Source organism: Vibrio sp. KUL80 (genome assembly GCF_059725495.1).
On sequence record NZ_AP045842.1, the window covers coordinates 296981 to 315164 of the forward strand.

10 protein-coding genes and 2 pseudogenes are annotated in these 18184 nt (G+C 42.2%); 7 read left to right on the forward strand and 5 right to left on the reverse strand.

Annotated elements, in window-relative coordinates; genetic code table 11:
• Positions 1 to 25 precede the first annotated feature (25 nt).
• The gene (locus tag AC6I8U_RS17960; RefSeq protein WP_498019590.1) at positions 26 to 1804 is read right to left on the reverse strand and encodes a sodium:solute symporter family transporter; all 1779 of its coding nucleotides are present in this window, start codon (positions 1802 to 1804) and stop codon (positions 26 to 28) included.
• A 32-nt stretch (positions 1805 to 1836) separates the two neighbouring features.
• The gene (locus AC6I8U_RS17965) at positions 1837 to 3156 is read right to left on the reverse strand and encodes a sulfatase family protein (RefSeq protein WP_498019161.1); all 1320 of its coding nucleotides are present in this window, start codon (positions 3154 to 3156) and stop codon (positions 1837 to 1839) included.
• A 367-nt stretch (positions 3157 to 3523) separates the two neighbouring features.
• Here AC6I8U_RS17965 and AC6I8U_RS17970 point away from each other — a divergent pair, with 367 nt between their 5' ends.
• Entirely contained in the window at positions 3524 to 4591 is a 1068-nt protein-coding gene (locus tag AC6I8U_RS17970; RefSeq protein ID WP_498019162.1) for a glycoside hydrolase family 88 protein, read from the forward strand.
• Positions 4592 to 4774: 183 nt separating this feature from the next.
• On the opposite strand, the gene AC6I8U_RS17975 is transcribed toward AC6I8U_RS17970, so the two are convergent.
• Both AC6I8U_RS17975 and AC6I8U_RS17980 read right to left on the reverse strand, forming a co-directional pair.
• Complete coding sequence (locus AC6I8U_RS17975; RefSeq protein ID WP_498019163.1) at positions 4775 to 6448, reverse strand: GH39 family glycosyl hydrolase; 1674 nt, start codon at positions 6446 to 6448, stop codon at positions 4775 to 4777.
• Positions 6449 to 7265: 817 nt separating this feature from the next.
• Positions 7266 to 7946: an oligogalacturonate-specific porin KdgM family protein gene (locus AC6I8U_RS17980; RefSeq protein WP_498019164.1), complete on the reverse strand. Its 681-nt coding sequence runs from the start codon at positions 7944 to 7946 to the stop codon at positions 7266 to 7268.
• A gap of 378 nt (positions 7947 to 8324) precedes the next feature.
• On the opposite strand from AC6I8U_RS17980, the gene AC6I8U_RS17985 reads away from it, so the two are divergent.
• The 6 genes and pseudogenes from AC6I8U_RS17985 to AC6I8U_RS18010 all read left to right on the forward strand — a co-directional run.
• Positions 8325 to 8408 carry a hypothetical protein gene (locus AC6I8U_RS17985; RefSeq protein WP_498019591.1) on the forward strand — a complete coding sequence of 28 codons (84 nt, stop codon included), beginning with the start codon at positions 8325 to 8327 and terminating at the stop codon, positions 8406 to 8408.
• A 424-nt stretch (positions 8409 to 8832) separates the two neighbouring features.
• The gene (locus tag AC6I8U_RS17990) at positions 8833 to 9411 is read left to right on the forward strand and encodes a hypothetical protein (protein ID WP_498019165.1); all 579 of its coding nucleotides are present in this window, start codon (positions 8833 to 8835) and stop codon (positions 9409 to 9411) included.
• On the forward strand, positions 9404 to 11626 hold the full coding sequence (locus AC6I8U_RS17995; protein ID WP_498019166.1) for a hypothetical protein: 2223 nt from the start codon (positions 9404 to 9406) through the stop codon (positions 11624 to 11626). The genes AC6I8U_RS17990 and AC6I8U_RS17995 overlap by 8 nt, the downstream gene beginning before the upstream one ends.
• A complete protein-coding gene (locus AC6I8U_RS18000) occupies positions 11619 to 14615 on the forward strand; it encodes a tyrosine-type recombinase/integrase (RefSeq protein ID WP_498019167.1) in 2997 nt (998 codons plus the stop codon). The genes AC6I8U_RS17995 and AC6I8U_RS18000 overlap by 8 nt, the downstream gene beginning before the upstream one ends.
• Before the next feature lie 98 nt (positions 14616 to 14713).
• Positions 14714 to 15742: pseudogene (locus AC6I8U_RS18005) on the forward strand (IS630 family transposase).
• A gap of 223 nt (positions 15743 to 15965) precedes the next feature.
• Positions 15966 to 16712 (forward strand): annotated as a pseudogene (locus AC6I8U_RS18010) (IS110 family RNA-guided transposase); the annotation flags it as partial.
• Positions 16713 to 16754: 42 nt separating this feature from the next.
• Here the strand turns inward: AC6I8U_RS18010 and tnpC are convergent.
• A protein-coding gene (gene tnpC / locus AC6I8U_RS18015) for an IS66 family transposase (RefSeq protein WP_498019592.1) occupies positions 16755 to 18184 on the reverse strand; the annotation gives its coding sequence in 2 pieces (ribosomal slippage) (positions 16755 to 17989 and positions 17989 to 18184; 1431 coding nt in all).

The following is an 18184-nucleotide window of genomic DNA, read 5'->3' on the forward strand; positions in this document are numbered from 1 at the left end:
TGTGCTCATATGACATGGCTATCGACTAGTCTCTAGCAACAGATAACTGATAATCTGGTTTTCTAACTGCTTTCAACAGTGCGATACCGATACCAGCGACAATCATTGACATAATTAGGAAAATAATTCTTCCCCATAGCGGATTAGGAACCAGTGTTAGCAACAGAATAAAGCCGGCTGCAACAAGAATCATTTTGCCTAATACGATATTCTGTTTGTTATCCAACTCAATACTTTCTGCCGTATCTTCAACCACAACTTCTGTTTCAACATTGCTGAAGAACTTCTCAACATTCTTTTCACGCTCTGGAGCCAAGCCTTTGTAGAAGAACTGAGAGCACACAAAGAACGGCAAGGTAAAACATAAGTGACCAATAACACCAAGCGTCACAGATTTCATCTCAGCCCATTCACGTGCTGTGAGAGGTTGTTCTAAGCCAATAAGTGATTCAATCATTCCTGGGGTAATAACAAAGGCAATTGTTGCTGAAACACACATCCCTACAAGAATTGTGCCTCCAACAGCCCACTCTGGCGTTTTCTTGATGTAGAAACCCAACAAAGCTGGAATTAGCACTGGTAGGCCAATGAGCGTGTTTATTAACATCGTTAAATCGAACAAGCCGAACTGCCTTAACGAAGATAAACCAAGTGCTGCACAAATAATGATGACACCAAATATTGCCGTCAGTAGTTTTCCGACTTTCAATAAGTGCTTCTCAGAAGCATTTTTATTGATGTATGGTTCGTAGATACTCTTAATGACGATACCTGAATTACCATTTAGCCCGGAGTCCATCGATGACATTGTGGCAGCAAAAATCGCAGCTAATAACAGTCCAATCATTCCGACAGGCATTTCACGCTTAACGAAGATATAGTAGGTCGCATCTTGTACTTTGTTACCCAGACCTTCGATACCCCAGGTTGACGGATCAGGATAGTGACCAGCAACAAACCAAACCGGTAAAAACCATACCAGAGGTCCTACAAGCATCAACGACGCAGCCAGAAGAGCAGCTTTGCGTGCGTTCTTAGTATCTTTTGCTGTGATATAGCGATATGAACTCAGCATATTGTTTGTGGTTAGGAACTGTTTGATAAACATACAGATAAACCAACCAACAAATAGATAAGTATAGTTATAGCCATCACCAACGATTGCATTCTCTGGCAAACCAGTTTCCAGCAACGTCACCACACCGCCAGACTTCCAAACAGCCACAAGACCTGTGACTAGCGACATGACAGTCAAGATAACCATCTGCATGAAGTCCGAAGCAATAACCGCCCAAGCACCACCAACCAGTGACATAAACACAACAATCGAACCAGTCACGACTATGGTCACTTCTAGCGGTATGCCTACAACGGCACTCGCAAATACACCAAGCGCATTTACCCAAATAGCCGCTTGTAAAATACTCAGAGGCATCTTAGACCACATGACGATCTGTTCATTCACACGTCCAAAACGCATTCTCACACCTTCAAGTGGCGTGATGACTCGCATTTGTCGCGCTTTAGCGGCAAAGAACAAATAGTTACACAAGAAACCTAATGCCGATGCGTAAAACACAACGATAGCGACAGCGAAGCCGCCAGTTAACGTTTTGCCCATATGACCGGTAAAAGTCATCGCACTAACCGCTGTCATGAATGATGTAGAACCCACCATCCACCAAAGCATCTTGCCGCCCCCACGAAAGTAATCACTCGTGTTCGAACTGAATCTCCTAAATGCCCAACCGATCGCAATTAAGAAACCGAAGTAGACAAAAAGTATCGCTATATCAATCATGATTCCCTCTCAAATTTCCTTAGTTAATTCGTTATTTAGAGATCAACTTCATAGTCATAGACGACTCTCTGCTTGGCCTCTTTTGAGGGAGCATCTAAGATTGTTATGGTGTTATGGCCGATATCCTCTAATTGTTGTTGCAATGTCTCTCTTAATTTACTGACAACCTTGTCATGGGATGTGTAACCAATTAAGTTATCTAACTCATAAGGGTCAGCTTGAAGGTCGTACAAGAAATCATCAACATAAGTATCTGATTCAACTTGCTTAACACTATACTTCCATCGAGTGGTTCTGATACATCGACCTACATGAGACTCACTAATCTCAACGTAAGCGTGTTTTCTAACATTTTGTTCTTGCTTCTCTACTAGTGGCAGTAAAGATTGGCCTGACATATCGTTTGGAATCTCAATACCACACGCATCTAACAACGTGGGTGCAACATCAACCAAGCTCACTGGATTGGCGAAGCGTCCACCACGATCAAACTGACCACCAGCCATAACCATTGGAATTTTGATGGAGGCATCATGGCAAGAGCGCTTGTACTCATCGTTACGAGTTTTGAAGTGACATCCGTGGTCTGACGTGAAAATTACGATAGTGTCATCGAGCAGGTTGAGGCTTTTCAGAACATCTTTCAGACGACCATACGCTTCATCTATTCTTTTAACCATGCCGTAATAGCCAGGCAAATGAGAGGCGCTAGTGCCATTCAGGGCCTGCAGATCTGGTGGAGTCCAATTATCTAAATAGCGTTCGCTATAACCTGTTGGAGCTGGGAAGTCGTCACGATGGTTTTGCATATGCGGCTCCAATAACGAAACCATCATGTAAAACGGCGAATCTTGGTTTTGATCGATATATCGAATCGCTTCATCAACGATTGCATCGACTCGATAACCAGGTAACTTCAGTTCGTTGCCAACTTCATCGTAGACAACGGTACGATAAGCATCGGAAACAAACTCAGGGATATTGGCAGCACGCCAAGTCTGATAACCACCTTGTGGACTATCAAAAGGCCCCACCGTCGACGCATCAAGGTGCCACTTGCCAAAATAGCCTGTCTGATAACCTGCTTCATTGAAAAAATGGGCTAGTGTCCGCTCATCGGAGGACAAACTACTGCCATTTGTGTTGCAATTGGTTTCTGTTGCATATTTACCCGTTTGTAGACAAGCTCTCGCAGGTAAACACACTGGCTGAGGAGTAAATGCATTTTCGAAGTGTGTCCCTCGAACAGCATCATAATCAAGGTTTGGAGTTAACCCCATCGGGTTACCATGCACACCTAATGTGTCAAACCGTTGCTGATCTGTAAAAAATATAATTACATTCTTCTTTTTCATTTATATTACTCCAATAATTGATCAAGTAAGTCACAATTGACCAATTTTTATACTAACTTACAAAACCTATGATTTAATTAGAATATAAATTGAAAAATAAACCTGTGATCAAAACCACAACATGTATTCACCCAGACAGAAGATGCCTTGTTTTGTGAGCAAAACCACAACCATAAAATATAGTAATGTATATAATAAAAAAGGTAATTGATGTATATTGGTAGCAATCAATACATTATATTACTGTAAGTAAATAAACGAGATTTTAAATATGACTACCATAGTGGAAGATAATTTAGCGGTTCACAGTTCACATTCAGAATTAATTGACAATTCAATTAAACGTGTATTAAAGAAAATTGACCTTATGATGACGGTTTACCATGACGGTTTTCCTGCTTCTGCTAGTGAAGGGTTGGTTTACCCTAAAATCGACAACACGCAATGGACGACATGCTTTTGGCCCGGAATGTTGTGGTTAGCGTATGAGTACAGTCACGATGATAAGTACCGCTTGCTAGGTGAGTCGCTGATGGATAAGTTTGAAGAGCGGCTGGATAAAAAAATCTGTCTAGAAACACACGATATGGGCTTCCTGTACACTCTATCTTGTCTTGCTCCACACAAACTGCTCGGCAATGAAAAAGCAAAAGAGCTTGCAATCAGAGCTGCTGACGTGTTGATTAACCGTTATCATGACAAAGCAAAAGTGATTCAAGCTTGGGGGAATGTAAACGATCCCAACCATAAGATTCGCATGATTATCGACTGCAACATGAACCTACCACTGCTCTATTGGGCTACTGACGTTACTGGTGATCCAAAGTATCGCAACATAGCGTTAAGTCACTTGGAGCAATCAAATAAGCATATCATTCGCGAGGATTTTTCTACTCACCACACCTATTTCTTCGACAAAACCAATGGTGAGGCCATCGGCGGTAGAACTTTCCAAGGATTTTCTGACGAGTCTACTTGGGCGAGGGGTCAAGCATGGGGCGTTTACGGGCTAGCATTGAGTTACAAGCATACTGATGATTACAACTTAATTGAGATGTCTAAAAAGCTCGCAAACTACTTCCTAGCGCACCTACCAGAAGATCTTGTGGCTTATTGGGACTTAACGTTCACAAGCGGTGAAGAGCCAAGAGACAGCTCAGCAACAGCCATCTTCCTATGCGGTTTGCAAGAGTTATTAAAGCATCTGCCTGCTAACGATGGCGATAGAGTTAGATATGAACAGTTTGTTGAACAGGCAATCGCAAACCTTTCAGCGTCATACATCAGTGAAAATGACGATGAGTTTGGCGTTTTATTACATGGTACTTACGCGAAACCTGACGGTAGAGGCATTGATGAGTTCTGCATTTGGGGAGACTATTTCTTCCTAGAAGCACTTATCAGAAAAAATCGTGATTGGAACACCTACTGGTAATCAACTAATATAGTTTAAGTTAATATTAACTGCTGCCTTGCTCATATCATTTTTAATGATATGAGCTTTTTTTAATTGATTGTCAAATTAAAACATTAATCAACCAATATTTCTTCTACTACAATAAAGTTGTCTCGGTTCTGTCGCTAACTGTAATCGCGACAGAGCCGACTTAACTAATAACTAGTCCAACCACTCTATCTGGTACTTTTGCACAGAGAATGATGGAATGGTATTTACGATCTTAATCTTTGTACCATCTACATCTTCAATAACACTAGATGTCTTCCATTCACTCCACTGCAACTCATTTACGTCGTTATACTTATCTTTAACAGATTTATACACGTCCAAACCTTCCTTAGTCAGCGCATCAGCGACCGGAGCGAGTGCATGAACATCGTCTTTTTTCCACCCTCCATCACTTGAAGATTGTTGAGATTTAGGGAATTCTGCCAAAAACATCTGCTCTCTATTGTTAGAGCGATCTAACTGCGCTAAGCGATATCTGTACTTCCGATTTTTCGACTTGTTAACTTTTAACTCAACTACAATATTTTCCTCATCATAGTAGTTAAAGTCATCCTTGTTAAAGCTAAACAAAAGAAGATCAAAACCAGAATCGTCAACCTTACGAGTAAAAATACCATCAATCAAATTGCCAGCATGCTTAGATTCACCCTTAACATTACTTTGATATAGCTCATTGCCCACCATATCAAAAATAGCCGACTGAGTGAGGGCCTCTGAATTATAGGTACCGTCTCTTTTTACATTTCCCCACTGAAACAAACGACTAACATTGTTTTCTAACATCATTTTAGAGAATAGAGCAAAAAATGCCGAACCGTGTGAAGATTCCACACTGGAAAATCCGGCACGCTTCATTTTGACGATATACTTAAACTCATGAATCTCAAAACTGGCTTCTGGGTTATAATCAGGGTGTTCTAATATTGGCGCAATAAGATTTTGGTAAACGTAATCCATATCCATCTCTTTCGGATGAGTTACCATAGGGTAATAGGATATAGCTAAAAAATCATAAGGGATATCGTTCTGCTTTGCCCAGCTAACAAAGTAAGGAGCATAAGCGTCCTCTTTTTCTCCTTTATAATCAACATATTGACTTACATGAGTTGCTTCCCTGAAATGTACGCCGATCACTGCTTCAGGCAACACACTATGCACGGCATTAACCGTATTCTGATAATGGTCAAAGAACTCTTGACGCGTCGCAGCCCAGTGTTGTGGTCGAGTATCAATCTCTGAACCTACCCTAAAACGCCACGTCGACACTTTTTCCTTTCCATAACGCTCTATAAGGTGAGTGATAAAGGACTGTATATAACTATTCCAAGCTTTGGCATCTGCTGGAGGTAAGCCATTACCATATACCCCTACACGATCTTTAGAGAGATAGTGAATACCATCAGGTTCATCTACAAAGGTATAACCTTCTTGGAACGCCCAAGGAGGATTATCTAAAACAATTTGGAAGATATCCCAATCATTTTCTAACCAACTGTCAATTCGACGTGTCGCTGCTTCAAAGTTATAACTAAACTTATCACCATCCCACAAATAGGTGTCACCAGAGAGATCCTGATTGTACCACCCTCCCAGCATCCGCACGGTATTTACTTTGGCTTTACGCCCAAACCTGGCAGGTTTTTCTACCGGATTCCCTCTTTCCGTTCGCACACTAACATCAAAGAAATCGTATACTTCGCCAATATGATTGTTTAAATCCGTATAGTCGCTAGAGATAACGTTGACATTGTCTGCATAACAACTGGCAGACAACGAAACAATGATAGCGCTAAAGCAAGACCGAAGGAAAAACTTCCCCATCATGTGTCACACTCCTTATATTGAAATAGAAACATTTATATGTATCAAGATAAAACCAACTTTGGGAAACACCATTCACAACATGCCTAATAAGATATGTTACAAGCAATTAAAACATCAATAAATTCCTTTCCGAAGATTGAATATTTTTCAAAGTGATAATAACAACCACAACTCCATTGATACTGTGGGAATTTTTGCTAGATATCTGTGTTTGCCCTTATTGAATAATAATATAATGGCTGACTATAACTGTGAGCAAAACCTCAGGTTTTGAACAGGGGAATATTAAAGAATTAAAATAAAACAATCAGAAGAAATTTAATCCAATTTCGTTGCTTTGTGATGGATAGAAAACCACTATCCATTGGCTTTGTTTCAGAATTCGAATGAACTAAGGCTCGATTGCTTCGGTCAAATTCAGAGGTGCAATGCTTCTAAAATAACTACGTTTCAAACAATACACTGAGTTTCAGACTTACCTAACCTAGTGAGTTTGTTCAACGCTTTGATCATCGCGTAAGTCTCCCCTACATGAGCATTGCAACTTCGCAAGTTCTACGAAACACCAAAGAGTTACCTCACTCGGTGCATAGTCGTCTCAAACAGTAAGCGTTTTTGCTAACCGCATTTCTACTTCCAACTCTTGTTTGAACTCTAGAGTTTCTTGCAGCCTACATCTTGGTTTTTAGGGTGTTCTTTCTCCCAAAATACCGCGCGATCACCTGGGGTATCAAAGAAGAAGCCTTCTTGCGACTCATAGTTTGGTAACATTCGACCGTGCCCTTAATCGAACGTATGTTTAGCTTTGTAATAAGAGTTAAAAGCTATATAAAAATCCTAATCTAGTTCGAAGTTGGTAGTCGTCGGAGGTAGGACCAACCGGAATACCTGCAAAAGTAACAAATGGAGTCCAACCACCTGCTATTTTGTAGTACGCTTTTAGTTCAAGTAAATGTTTATAGTCATAGTCGCTAAACTGTATTACATTGTCCAGGCTCTTAAAGTAATCATATTGTAAACCTAAACTCAATGCATCTTGTTGATAATCTAAATTAAATTGATATTGACTTTTTTGAGTCGTATCTTCGCCATCATTACGGACATAAAACTCATGCTTATATTTTATCTCTGTAGAAAAACCACCGCCAAGTTTATACAACATTGCCATTTGTGGCTTCCACATTAATCCAGTAGTCGTTGATGTCACTTGAAGTTGTGGAACTAATACAACCGTATCATTATAATCGTAACGATAGCCAAGTTGGACCTCTCCGCTACCCAATTGGTAGGTACTTAGCGTTTCTCCTTTATGTGAAACTTGAGCCCCGAAGAACGTATTCCCAGAACTAGCACCAAGTTTAATCAGTGTGGCATTTGTATTTTCAGGTGAACTGGGGTCAGACAAGTGCTCTTGACGAACCATTAATGTAGCCGAAACGACGGAGGTACTAACAGCGATACAGGGTATAGCTAAGGCAATTATAGTGACTTTTTTCATGTATCAATTCCTGGGGTTTTACCTTTAAATTTCATGCAGGTAATATTTTTGTATTGTCTTGTTTTAAATTTTCATTAGAAATCATGTATTATTAGTGCTTTATGAATAATGCATAAGGCTGATATTTGTGAATTGGCGAATCAATTTATGCATTGTATTTACGAAGCGTGAGGAAGGCGCCCAGTAGTGGCTTTACTGGTTGGGTGGAGTCTTTTACTTGTTAGAAATAAATGAAAATCACTAAATGCCAGATACAAAAATGTATGGTCTACCTCATTTTTGTCACCCATTCATTGAGGTTGTTAAGGTCACAGAAATCAACCGAAGTACTGTTAACCTCTATTTCATGAAACAAACAATCGTGTAGATCTCTATACGCTGGAAAAGTTATGTATCTACTTAGAGTGCAGTGTAGGTGAGTTGTTAGCATTGATTCCAGATGATAGGACTAGTTTCGAATAAACTGGGGTAATGTTGGGCTGACAACTAGACATTTAGGATCAGTTAACACCATATACATGAAAGTATGATGGTTTAAGCTTGGCCTAAAAATGGCCTCAGTCTACAGAAATGGGTTTGGAAATCTCTAGTGATAGCTATAAATTTGTACTAACGCTTTGATAGCATTTATTTTTGGGAATTACTATAGACAAGAAGCTTGGAGCGTGCAGCGGGAATCGAACCCGCATCATCAGCTTGGAAGCATTACACCCACTCAATTTTTTATTGCAGAAAAACACTAAAAAAATTAAATTTCAATAGCTTACCAAACTACCCCCTATCAATTTCAATCCCATTTTTCACCATTTTTGATCGATTTTTTTAACTTTGAGCCTCAACTAATGTACACTTATTGTACATTTTATGACTTAAACGAGCGTTTGAAATGTCTCATATTTTGTCGAATCGTTCAAAAAATCGATTAGAATTTTCGATTCATAGAGCTGCCCTACCCGCCTTTTCGTTCTTCCATTCTCGTCACTTTTGGGTGGACAAAGCGGTTATTCAGCAGCTGTCATTAGATGAGATTAATGTCGGTCTCACGCTTCAGGCCATACGCATATCACACAGCAAAATCGCCATTATATCCGGATTTGAATCATTCAGTTTTTCATTAACAACGCTGAAGCTCATCGACTGCGAAGTGCTTATTCACGATAAGATGAGTGATGTTGAAGTCGAGAAAAGAGCATGGTTGGCCGTGTTACGCACCATGCTTTCCTCAATCGACAACAAATCAGCAGAAGACTTTCGTCGAGCACTTAATCAACAGGCGCCAAACACCATCATTAAGTCTCTTTTTGATAAGAATAAATTGAGCCAAAAACAGCTCTCCGCCATAACACATTCTTCTAGAAGCTCTCTCGCTCAGCAAAACGCCAAAGCACAACTCCAAGAAACGCCGTCCAATGAAGAACCTTCCATTTTTGAGCGACTGTTACAGGAAAAAAAACGAGATGTTTGAGGGCGTAAAAGAGCGGTTTAAACATAAGAATATCGAGCGTTTTCTAACGCAGCTCTTCCCATTCGACGAGAGTCACAATGCTCTTATCGCAACTGAAGTCATTCGGCTATGTGCCGTCATCAGAGAAGAATATAGAAACGAATTCCCTGAAATCCCCTTTCTTGTTTCAGAAGCCCAAAGAGTACAACGCTCGCCAGCTTCGGCAAATTTGCACGATATCGTCATCTCAATTTCGAATAGTAAAAATCTTGGTGTCCACTATCTACCTGCTTTCTTGTCATCCAACCTTTTACTGACCTCCTATGACCGCAAAAAATTCGACCAATATAAAGCGCTGACTTTTTTATCCGTGGCGCGCCTTTCATTTATTGGCACGCATCAATCCAAAATCAAAGACATCTGTAATGACGTGAGGTTATTTGCCAATGGTAAACGAGAAACAATGGCCGCTTACTTACCAGACATTGAGCAACTCAATTTTCACCAGCTTGTAGAAGCGTTTCAAACTCTTGTTGATGAAGAGAATGATGATCGTCCCCCGAATCAAGTGGTCGACAAACTTAATCACTATCGCCGACCCTATGAGTCCACTTTAAACTACTCGGACGGCTACACTCGTAATGTTACTAGTAGTGAATTCAAAAAAAGTGGTCGCCTTGAACAAGGTGAACTCAAAACACTCGATGACGATGGTGAAGAAGGGTTATTTGAGCTAACACAGTTCAACGAAGGCCCCAAATCAACGAGTCATAGCTGGCAAAAAGAAGACCACCACGGTGAGAGCAGTCGAACGACAAGTATAGTCAGCAGCTATACCCATACTCAACCGAGCTATGCAGCTGGGGCATTGCATGCTCGCGCCATTCAAGCTCGTATTGAAAAGCGAGACATGAGCTTGGCTTGCGATATAGACAGTGCGACTATTTATGAAATAGGAGCCTTGGTTCGCTATTGCATGGAACAAATCGGCACCAATTCAAACACTTTGATGGCAGCCAAGTTATTGCTTGTTATGCTATTTAGCGGTAGTACCTACACCCAAGCAAAAAAGCTGAAAAGTAAACGCTCCTCGCGCCGAAAGCTCGTAGGCTTTTGCCGAAAGCACAGGCTGCCTTCTCAAAAACAGCGTACTGAGCTCCTGCCTCTTCTTACAAAAACCACGGTAGAGTTTTGGTTGCCTTTACCGCTGATTGTCTGTCATGGGTTGAGCAGCCTTACTTTCAGAGATGTAGAAGAAGCGGAGCTGAAAGGATTGCTCAGTTACATTAACAAGCGGCATGATACACATCTAACACTGAGAAAAGTAACATCCTATCTTAGACAGAAGCTGTCGCATGAAAATGTTGACTCGACCATTATTGCTTTGCTTACAGGTGAGGTAATCAACACCATACCTGCTGTGTTTTACCTGCAGCTTTCTCATGGATACCTGCTTCAAACCTACAACCGTTACTTGGACTTCCTATCACACTTAACTCTAGATCCCTCCGCGTTAACTCTGTTCGATGAAATTCCCAGTCCTTTATCACTTGGTTCACCCTTGTATATTGAAACGGATGTATTGTCTTCATTGTTTTCCCACCTTCAGTCAAAGCTGAACTCAAAGCAGCCAAAGGATGAATGCTTCCATAACGACATCACGATTTACACTCAGCTTATTCTTGCGATAGCGTCAGGCTATCGTCCCGTCACCGGTTGGTTTGGAAAAATCACGCACCTATCGCTGCAAACAGGCGACTATTGGATTTCAGACAAAGAGTCCGGTATTGGTGATAATAGCCGCGTCATCAAGCTGCCAGACATCACGATTAAAATCCTCGACAACTATTTGAGCTATTGCAAGCGACGAGTATTACAGCTCGCCAACACTCAACCAGAGCTATCACTCGAGTATAAACGTTTACTCACAGGGGAGACTCATCTCTTTTTCTACTTAAGAGAAAGTCAGTATGAGCCGTGTACACCATCAAACTACACATTTTTCATTGACTCTGTCTTCCCTCTCCAAGCCAATTGGGCACGGCATCACGCTCGGTCACTATTAACGGCAAAGGGCGTTGACACCTCAGTCATTAACGCCTGGATGGGACACATGAATCAATCGAAGCGCAGTTTTCACGAGTTTAGTACGCTCACCCGCCAACATATGGTGACGATCTCAAACATCCTTAACGAACACCTGTTAGATATTGGCGTGGAGGCCGCCTATGACTGAGATTGGTGTCGAAGCTCGCCGTAAAAATCGACTGAACCAGATAGAGCGAGTCAATCAAAAAGCACAGCTAGTATTTGAAAAATATTTCCCGAACCCAGTCATAGTGCCGAAGCCTGAACGTTTTTATAAAGACTGGGCGAAGTTCATCGATGACATCACCCACATATTTGGGCGAATTGGCGATTACCGACGTGCCTTTAACATCGGTGTAAAAAACGTCCTCAGTTATCAAAAACTCTATAACTGGAAGGTCAGCCCTCCAAGTTACATTGTCACCAAAAAGTCACCTAAACCACTGCGCACGCTCGATTGGATGCAGAATGCTTGGAAAGGCTATGAGTTCTATCAGCATTGGTACTTCAGTGAGCTACTGAAGTCGCCCGCTCCATCCAAAGAGCAAGCTTTTCGGAATCTCATCCTTTCGCTCATCTATCATAGCGGCCAAGCGAATCCTGATGTTGTAGACGCCTTCCAACGATCAATTGCTAGCTCAAACGTCACAGTGCATCATTGGAATCAGTCGCCTTTTATTAGCGTAACCATCGACTCTGAACGGTTTAACACCAATGTTGATGTCGCGGGAAATAAAGTTACCCAATTTCATTGCTACCTTCACCCTATTACACTTGGCTTACTGCGTTTATGGAAACGGTGGCGGCGCCATAGTTGGCAAGCGCCTAGAGATAGAGGCGAGTTGGGCACCATATTGACAAGAAATCAATGCGACCTGACTTTCAGTCAACTTTGCCAAACCTCGGTATACGTGGCAGAAAACCAATCTGATTTAGCCATCAGCCAAGCGCTCATTGAATACCAGGTGAACAAAACAAAATCTTACGGTCTTCCGCCGAGCAATCTTGCCCGCTTGATTCACCCAATGGTCTATCCATTGACGGATATCGACGTTACCCCAACTTCGGCTTCCTCAGATTCAGAGCTAAGCGTGAAGAATGCGAAACCAAAATCACAACACCTTGAACTCTTTGACAAACTAAAAGCTTGTTTGCGCCCCAAAGGAACCCTCAAACCAGTCAGTAAAGCAACACTCAAGCAAAGCCTGGAAACGTTAATAGCGGAAATATCGAGTGAAGAAGCAATAAACCAACGCTTACTCATCCAGTGGTATCGCCATAAACTAGACTCTTGCAGTGTCGGCACCTTAAAAGCGTACCATTCGAGCCTAACACGCAAATGGCTTTACCTCAGCGAAAGATATCAACTGAATTCACTCAACAGTGAAGAATTAGAACAAATCTATAAGCAAACCATCGACAGCCACACGACAGACAAGTCAAAGAAGTACTTTGCAGGTCGACTCAAAGACTTACACGCTTTTGCTGTGGAAACCAATGTGCTTACGCCTATTTCGAGAGACTATTTACACACTGACCCTACTCAACCCCATACTCGCGCCGCGTTTGTCGATGAAGCACTATTCACAGGCCTACTTGACGGTATCTCTTCTACTGAGGGGCTAAATGAAGCCGATAAACTGTGCCTTCAATCAATGTGCATCCTCTCCTATCGATGCGGCCTAAGACTCAATGAGTTGGTCAAGCTACGAATTAAAGACATTGAGCCTTCCAGAATTGGCTGGCTTTCCCTTCGAGACAATCACCTTGGTCAAAACAAAACCGCAGCGAGTTTACGGAAAGTACCGCTTTACCCAATGTTGCTTGAGCACGAAACCAAAATCATCAACGACTATTACCATATCAGGCAGGAACAACAACTTGGACAAAAACACCCCTTCTTTTCGCTTGGTGCCGACGCAAAGCTTCCCGTCGATAGCTTTCGAGTGTCTATGCTTGTTGGGGAACTGCTCAAGTCCCTTTCCCAATTGAACTATTTTGTGTTTCACCACCTTCGCCATAGCTGTCTAAGTAGGCTGCAACTTATCTTGGAAGTCGATGACTTAAGATCACTACCCCAACACTTATCCCCATACGATAGAAGCCAGCTCCAGAAAATCAAAGGCATCGTGTTTGGACGATCGGCCATGAACGGCTACGATGCCATCGCCGCTATGGCGGGTCATGAATCGCCACGGATGACCTTTGAGCATTACTTCCATTTTTCTGATTGGATCGTTGCTCAAAAACTGAAAGAGATCGACTTTTCACTTCCTCAAGGCGCAATGAGCCAAGTGGGCTTATTGCCTCAAAGGGTCCCACTAGAGAAAAGACTCAAACGATATGTCCTGCCCTACTTGATGAAAAAGCTCGCGATTCAAGAGCTATCAACAAACATAGACAATGGTATTGTTCCCACGCTCCATATTAAAAAAGATAGAGAAGTCCAATCCTTTCCGATTTGCCAAAGTGCTCTAGAGCTTTATCAGCAAGGTTTTAGTTATGAAGATATTTGTACAAGACATAGAATCACTGAGGAAACACTCAACAAGTGGATCAACAATGCCAAACACATTAAAGCATTTTCCACTGAGTCGGGTGGTCAACAATACTCCCGTCATTTTTCTAATGCCCGCTCGACGAAACTTCTGCCCTCATCACTCAAAACTTCCATAGAAATCAAAACGCAGAATCAATACATAAAAGATTTAAAAAAACACTACCAGCAACACCATGATGCTATCGCCGATACTATTATGTATGCCCTCAAACACTCCAGCGTTTCTCGCTCAGGTATCCATTTCAACTCACCCATTGAGTTGAGCCAATTTCTTGAGACAACCCATTTATTTATCCCTAAGTCTCACTGGCGCGCAGCAACGCAGTACCTCGGTAGCAGCATAAAAAAATCGGAATGGTTTGATGCTCTCAAAGGTATTAAAATGTACAAGGAGAGGAAACCGTCAGGCCGTAGTAAAAAAGCACAAGGGGCGGTTAGGTTAGAATTAGCACACCCTAGTTCACGAATGAACAAAAAGTCAGAAACTAAGCGATCATCCCCACTTTTGCTGCATTTGTTCCATATGATGGGTATTATGATGATGAACCTAAATGGTGGGGATGAATCGACGCTCTAAAAGGCACACCTATTTAAGATGTTAGGTCTCCATTTATACCAATCTAAGTAAAAACATGATCTAATTGAGACTGTTACTTCCACGGGAAAATGGATGCTATGGACAGCCTCGATAAGATTGATTTTAAAAAGCTTGCTAGCCAACAAAAGTCTATTCAGATGAAAATGCGATTGCTGGCACTGGCCCATTTCAAAGATGGTCACTCTCGCACCCAAATCACCAAGTTTCTTAATGTAAGTAGAACCAGCGAAAACAAGTGGGTGCAAACATTTCTTGAGGAAGGACTTGATGGGCTGCAAGAAAAACCAAGAACGGGTCGTCCCGCCTTTCTCAACACCCAACAACGTGAACAACTAAGTCAGTTCATAAAGTCGCGAGCAGAAGACCCATCTGGTGGCAGGTTAACAGGGGCTGATATACATGCCTATATCGTAAAAGAGTTTAGTAAACACTACCACCCCGATTCCATCTACTACTTGCTCAATCATATGGGTTTCTCTTGGATAACTTCACGCTCTAAACACCCTCGCCAATCGCAACGAGTCCAAGCCGATTTTAAAAAAATCAAAATTGAAACGATCCTCAAGATCCCAGGTCATACGAGGCTTGATAACGTCGATGTTTGGTTTCAAGATGAAGCGAGATTTGGTCAGCAAAATACGACAACTCGCATTTGGGCTCAACGTGGCTCGAGAGCGGTAAAACAGCAGCAGTTTGAGTATGCGTATTTATTTGGTTCGGTATGTCCGGCTAAAGGGATTGGGGAGGCTATAGTTGTTCCTTGAGTGAACAAAGAAATTGTGATTGAGCACCTTAAGCAGATATCCGCGGTCACCGAAAAAGGTCGTCATGCAATCGTGATTATGGATGGTGCTGGATGGCACACCGATGACATTGCGAAAGGGTTCAATAATGTCAGCATCGTTAAACTCCCGCCTTACTCTCCAGAGCTAAACCCAATAGAGCAAGTGTGGAGCTGGCTCAGACAACATTATCTTGCTAACCCGAGTTTTACCGATTACAACGATATCGTGTCGAAAGTGTGCAAGGCATGGAATCGATTCTTGGACAGTACGAATAGGGTTACCAAAATGTGCACAAGAGATTGGATTGACCTGATCAGTTAATTTTCCAGATTGGTATTAATGCTTAACGTCACTTTTGAAAGCAAAGAGATCAACTACGTTATCTGGGATGGTCGTTTTTTCGTGTGACGTTTCATTCGTCATCGATACCGCGACCTAGCCATTACTACCGCACTGATGGGGCTTTGATGTGATGGACGCACCTCCCTTCTAGCGTCGTTTTACCAAACTAATAGTACAACCATTGAGTGCAGGAGTAACAAGTATGTCTATTAAAGTTGTCGGTATCGATTTAGCCAAGAATTTCTTTCAAGTATGCGTATTGAATATTGACGGAACTATCTCGTCAAACCGTAAGGTTCAACGAGACAGATTGCTCCATACAATCCGTCAACTTCCAGATAATACCCCACTCGCAATGGAGTCATGTACATCATCACATTATTGGGGACGAGTCTTTTTAGGGCTTGGCTTTAAGGTATCACTTATACCAGCACAACATGTTAAACCGTTCGTCGGGCGGCAAAAGAACGATGCTAATGATGCAAGAGCTATCTGTGAAGCTTATTCGAGGCCTGATATTCATTTTGTGCCTGTTAAATCTATCGAACAACAAGACCTGAAAGCTTTGCGCAGCGTTCGCTCTCGTTTAGTAGAACAAAGAACAGGTCTTACTAACCAAATCAGAGGTCTAACGGCTGAATATGGGATAGTTTTCCCAACTTCAATAAGGGCATTGCGTAATCACTTACCGCTCATCATTGAAGATGCAGAGAATGAGTTATCCCACGTAATGAGAAACTTACTGCAAACCTTATACTGTGATTTTATCAACATTAGCGGCAAGATTGATGATGTAACTCAGGACACAATTACACTGAGTCAACAAAGTCCGCGTTACAAGGCGATTAAGAATATCCCTGGCTTTGGCCCGATTTTAACTGCTGCAATTGTTAGTGAAGTTGGATCAGGTCAACAATTTCAGAATGGTAGACAGTTTTCTGGTAAGTGTTCACCGAGTCTCCTTGACATAGTGGACGGACCTAAAGCTCAGCTAGAGATCAAAAACGTTCGGGTACGGTCTTCTCTCAACCACAGACGTGATGATCTCACTCAGCACGGACATTGCTGATAGGCCGCGTTTTTTACAGGTTTCAATGAGTGTATGGATCCGGCTGCGAAATTTGTCTCCGGCATCCGAGGTGGTGCCAAAACTGATTTTCCTTTGGATAACAAAACCGCGAATGCACCGTTCTGCCTCATTATTCGTCAAAGGTATTGAGGTTTGCTTCAGGAACACCCACAAGCTCTCTCGATGCTTGATGAGCAGTTGGCACCTCCCTCGATACCGTTTGACCATGACATCTGCGCCCTTGGCCAACCAATGAACGAATGCTTTTTGCAGCCTACGCATTCGCCGCAAGTACAGTGAATAATTTAATTCATTTTGCTCATAACGATGCCGAGTGCGAAAAATAACATTGGTTAGCAAACAGAGGCGCTTTCCAATATAAGCCGTGTGACCACCACCACTATAGTCAGCCATTTGCTGAAGATTGCGTTTTACATGTGCCCAGCACAGCTGATGCCGATCTGCCGCTATCCAGTTATAGCTTGGGCATTGGTCGCTGACGACGATCCCAGCGTAGTTTTCGTCGATGACTTTTTTGGCCGACGAGGCTGAACGAGAATACAGTATTTTCTCATAGACGAGGTCATCACTAGCAACTAACCAACACCAGCGGAGACTTTGCTCGTCATTTCGGTGGTGGGATGTTTCATCAGCATGAATTAACGGCGCTTTCTTCAGGGCTTGCTTTATCGCTTGGTGTAATGGCGTTAAAACGGAGGCGACTTTCGTTTGGGCTTCGCTGATTGCACCAATGGAAAACGTTGTACCAAGCTGCTCTTTGAGCAGTGATTGTATTTTTCGAACACTTAAGTGGTACTGACCAGCAAGTACACCGATGTAGCTTAATAAATGGGCTCCGATAATACCTTGCGAAGCATTCTCAGGCTTTTGCGCTTTCACGGTTTGTTTGCAGTGGCGACATTGACCAGAGAACAAGCGATATTCAGTGATATTCACAGTGGGCTTCGGGATATCAAACACTTGATGGCGGTAGTACGGGCCGCCTTGAACATCAATGTCAGACCGAGCACAGCACGGACAAGTTTCAGGAAAACAGTCAACAATTACGTCGCTATCTTTTAGCGGTGAGAGTTTTCTTTGATGCCCTGTGTGGCCTTCTTGAGCTCCTCTCGAATTGCGACCACCAGAGCTTTCATCTTTTTTCGTTCATAACGATCTTTTAGCGAGTCTGATGAGGGTGATTTAGAAGAGTTTTTAGAACTGGTACTGAGCTTATCTTCGTAATGCCGAAGTTGCTCCCATAACTCTTCAATAAGCACCTTCGCCTCATTCAAGTCTGAGACTACTGGTGGTGCTTCTTGGTATTTAGGCGCTTTCTTTCTAGCCGAGAT

Bases quoted from the DNA above. Each gene is read 5' to 3' on its own strand.
- AC6I8U_RS17965 (WP_498019161.1), bottom strand. From the start codon at position 3,156: ATGAAAAAGAAGAATGTAATTATATTTTTTACAGATCAGCAACGGTTT.
- AC6I8U_RS17970 (WP_498019162.1), top strand. From the start codon at position 3,524: ATGATGACGGTTTACCATGACGGTTTTCCTGCTTCTGCTAGTGAAGGG.
- AC6I8U_RS17975 (WP_498019163.1), bottom strand. From the start codon at position 6,448: ATGATGGGGAAGTTTTTCCTTCGGTCTTGCTTTAGCGCTATCATTGTT.
- AC6I8U_RS17980 (WP_498019164.1), bottom strand. From the start codon at position 7,946: ATGAAAAAAGTCACTATAATTGCCTTAGCTATACCCTGTATCGCTGTT.
- AC6I8U_RS17990 (WP_498019165.1), top strand. From the start codon at position 8,833: ATGTCTCATATTTTGTCGAATCGTTCAAAAAATCGATTAGAATTTTCG.
- AC6I8U_RS17995 (WP_498019166.1), top strand. From the start codon at position 9,404: ATGTTTGAGGGCGTAAAAGAGCGGTTTAAACATAAGAATATCGAGCGT.
- AC6I8U_RS18000 (WP_498019167.1), top strand. From the start codon at position 11,619: ATGACTGAGATTGGTGTCGAAGCTCGCCGTAAAAATCGACTGAACCAG.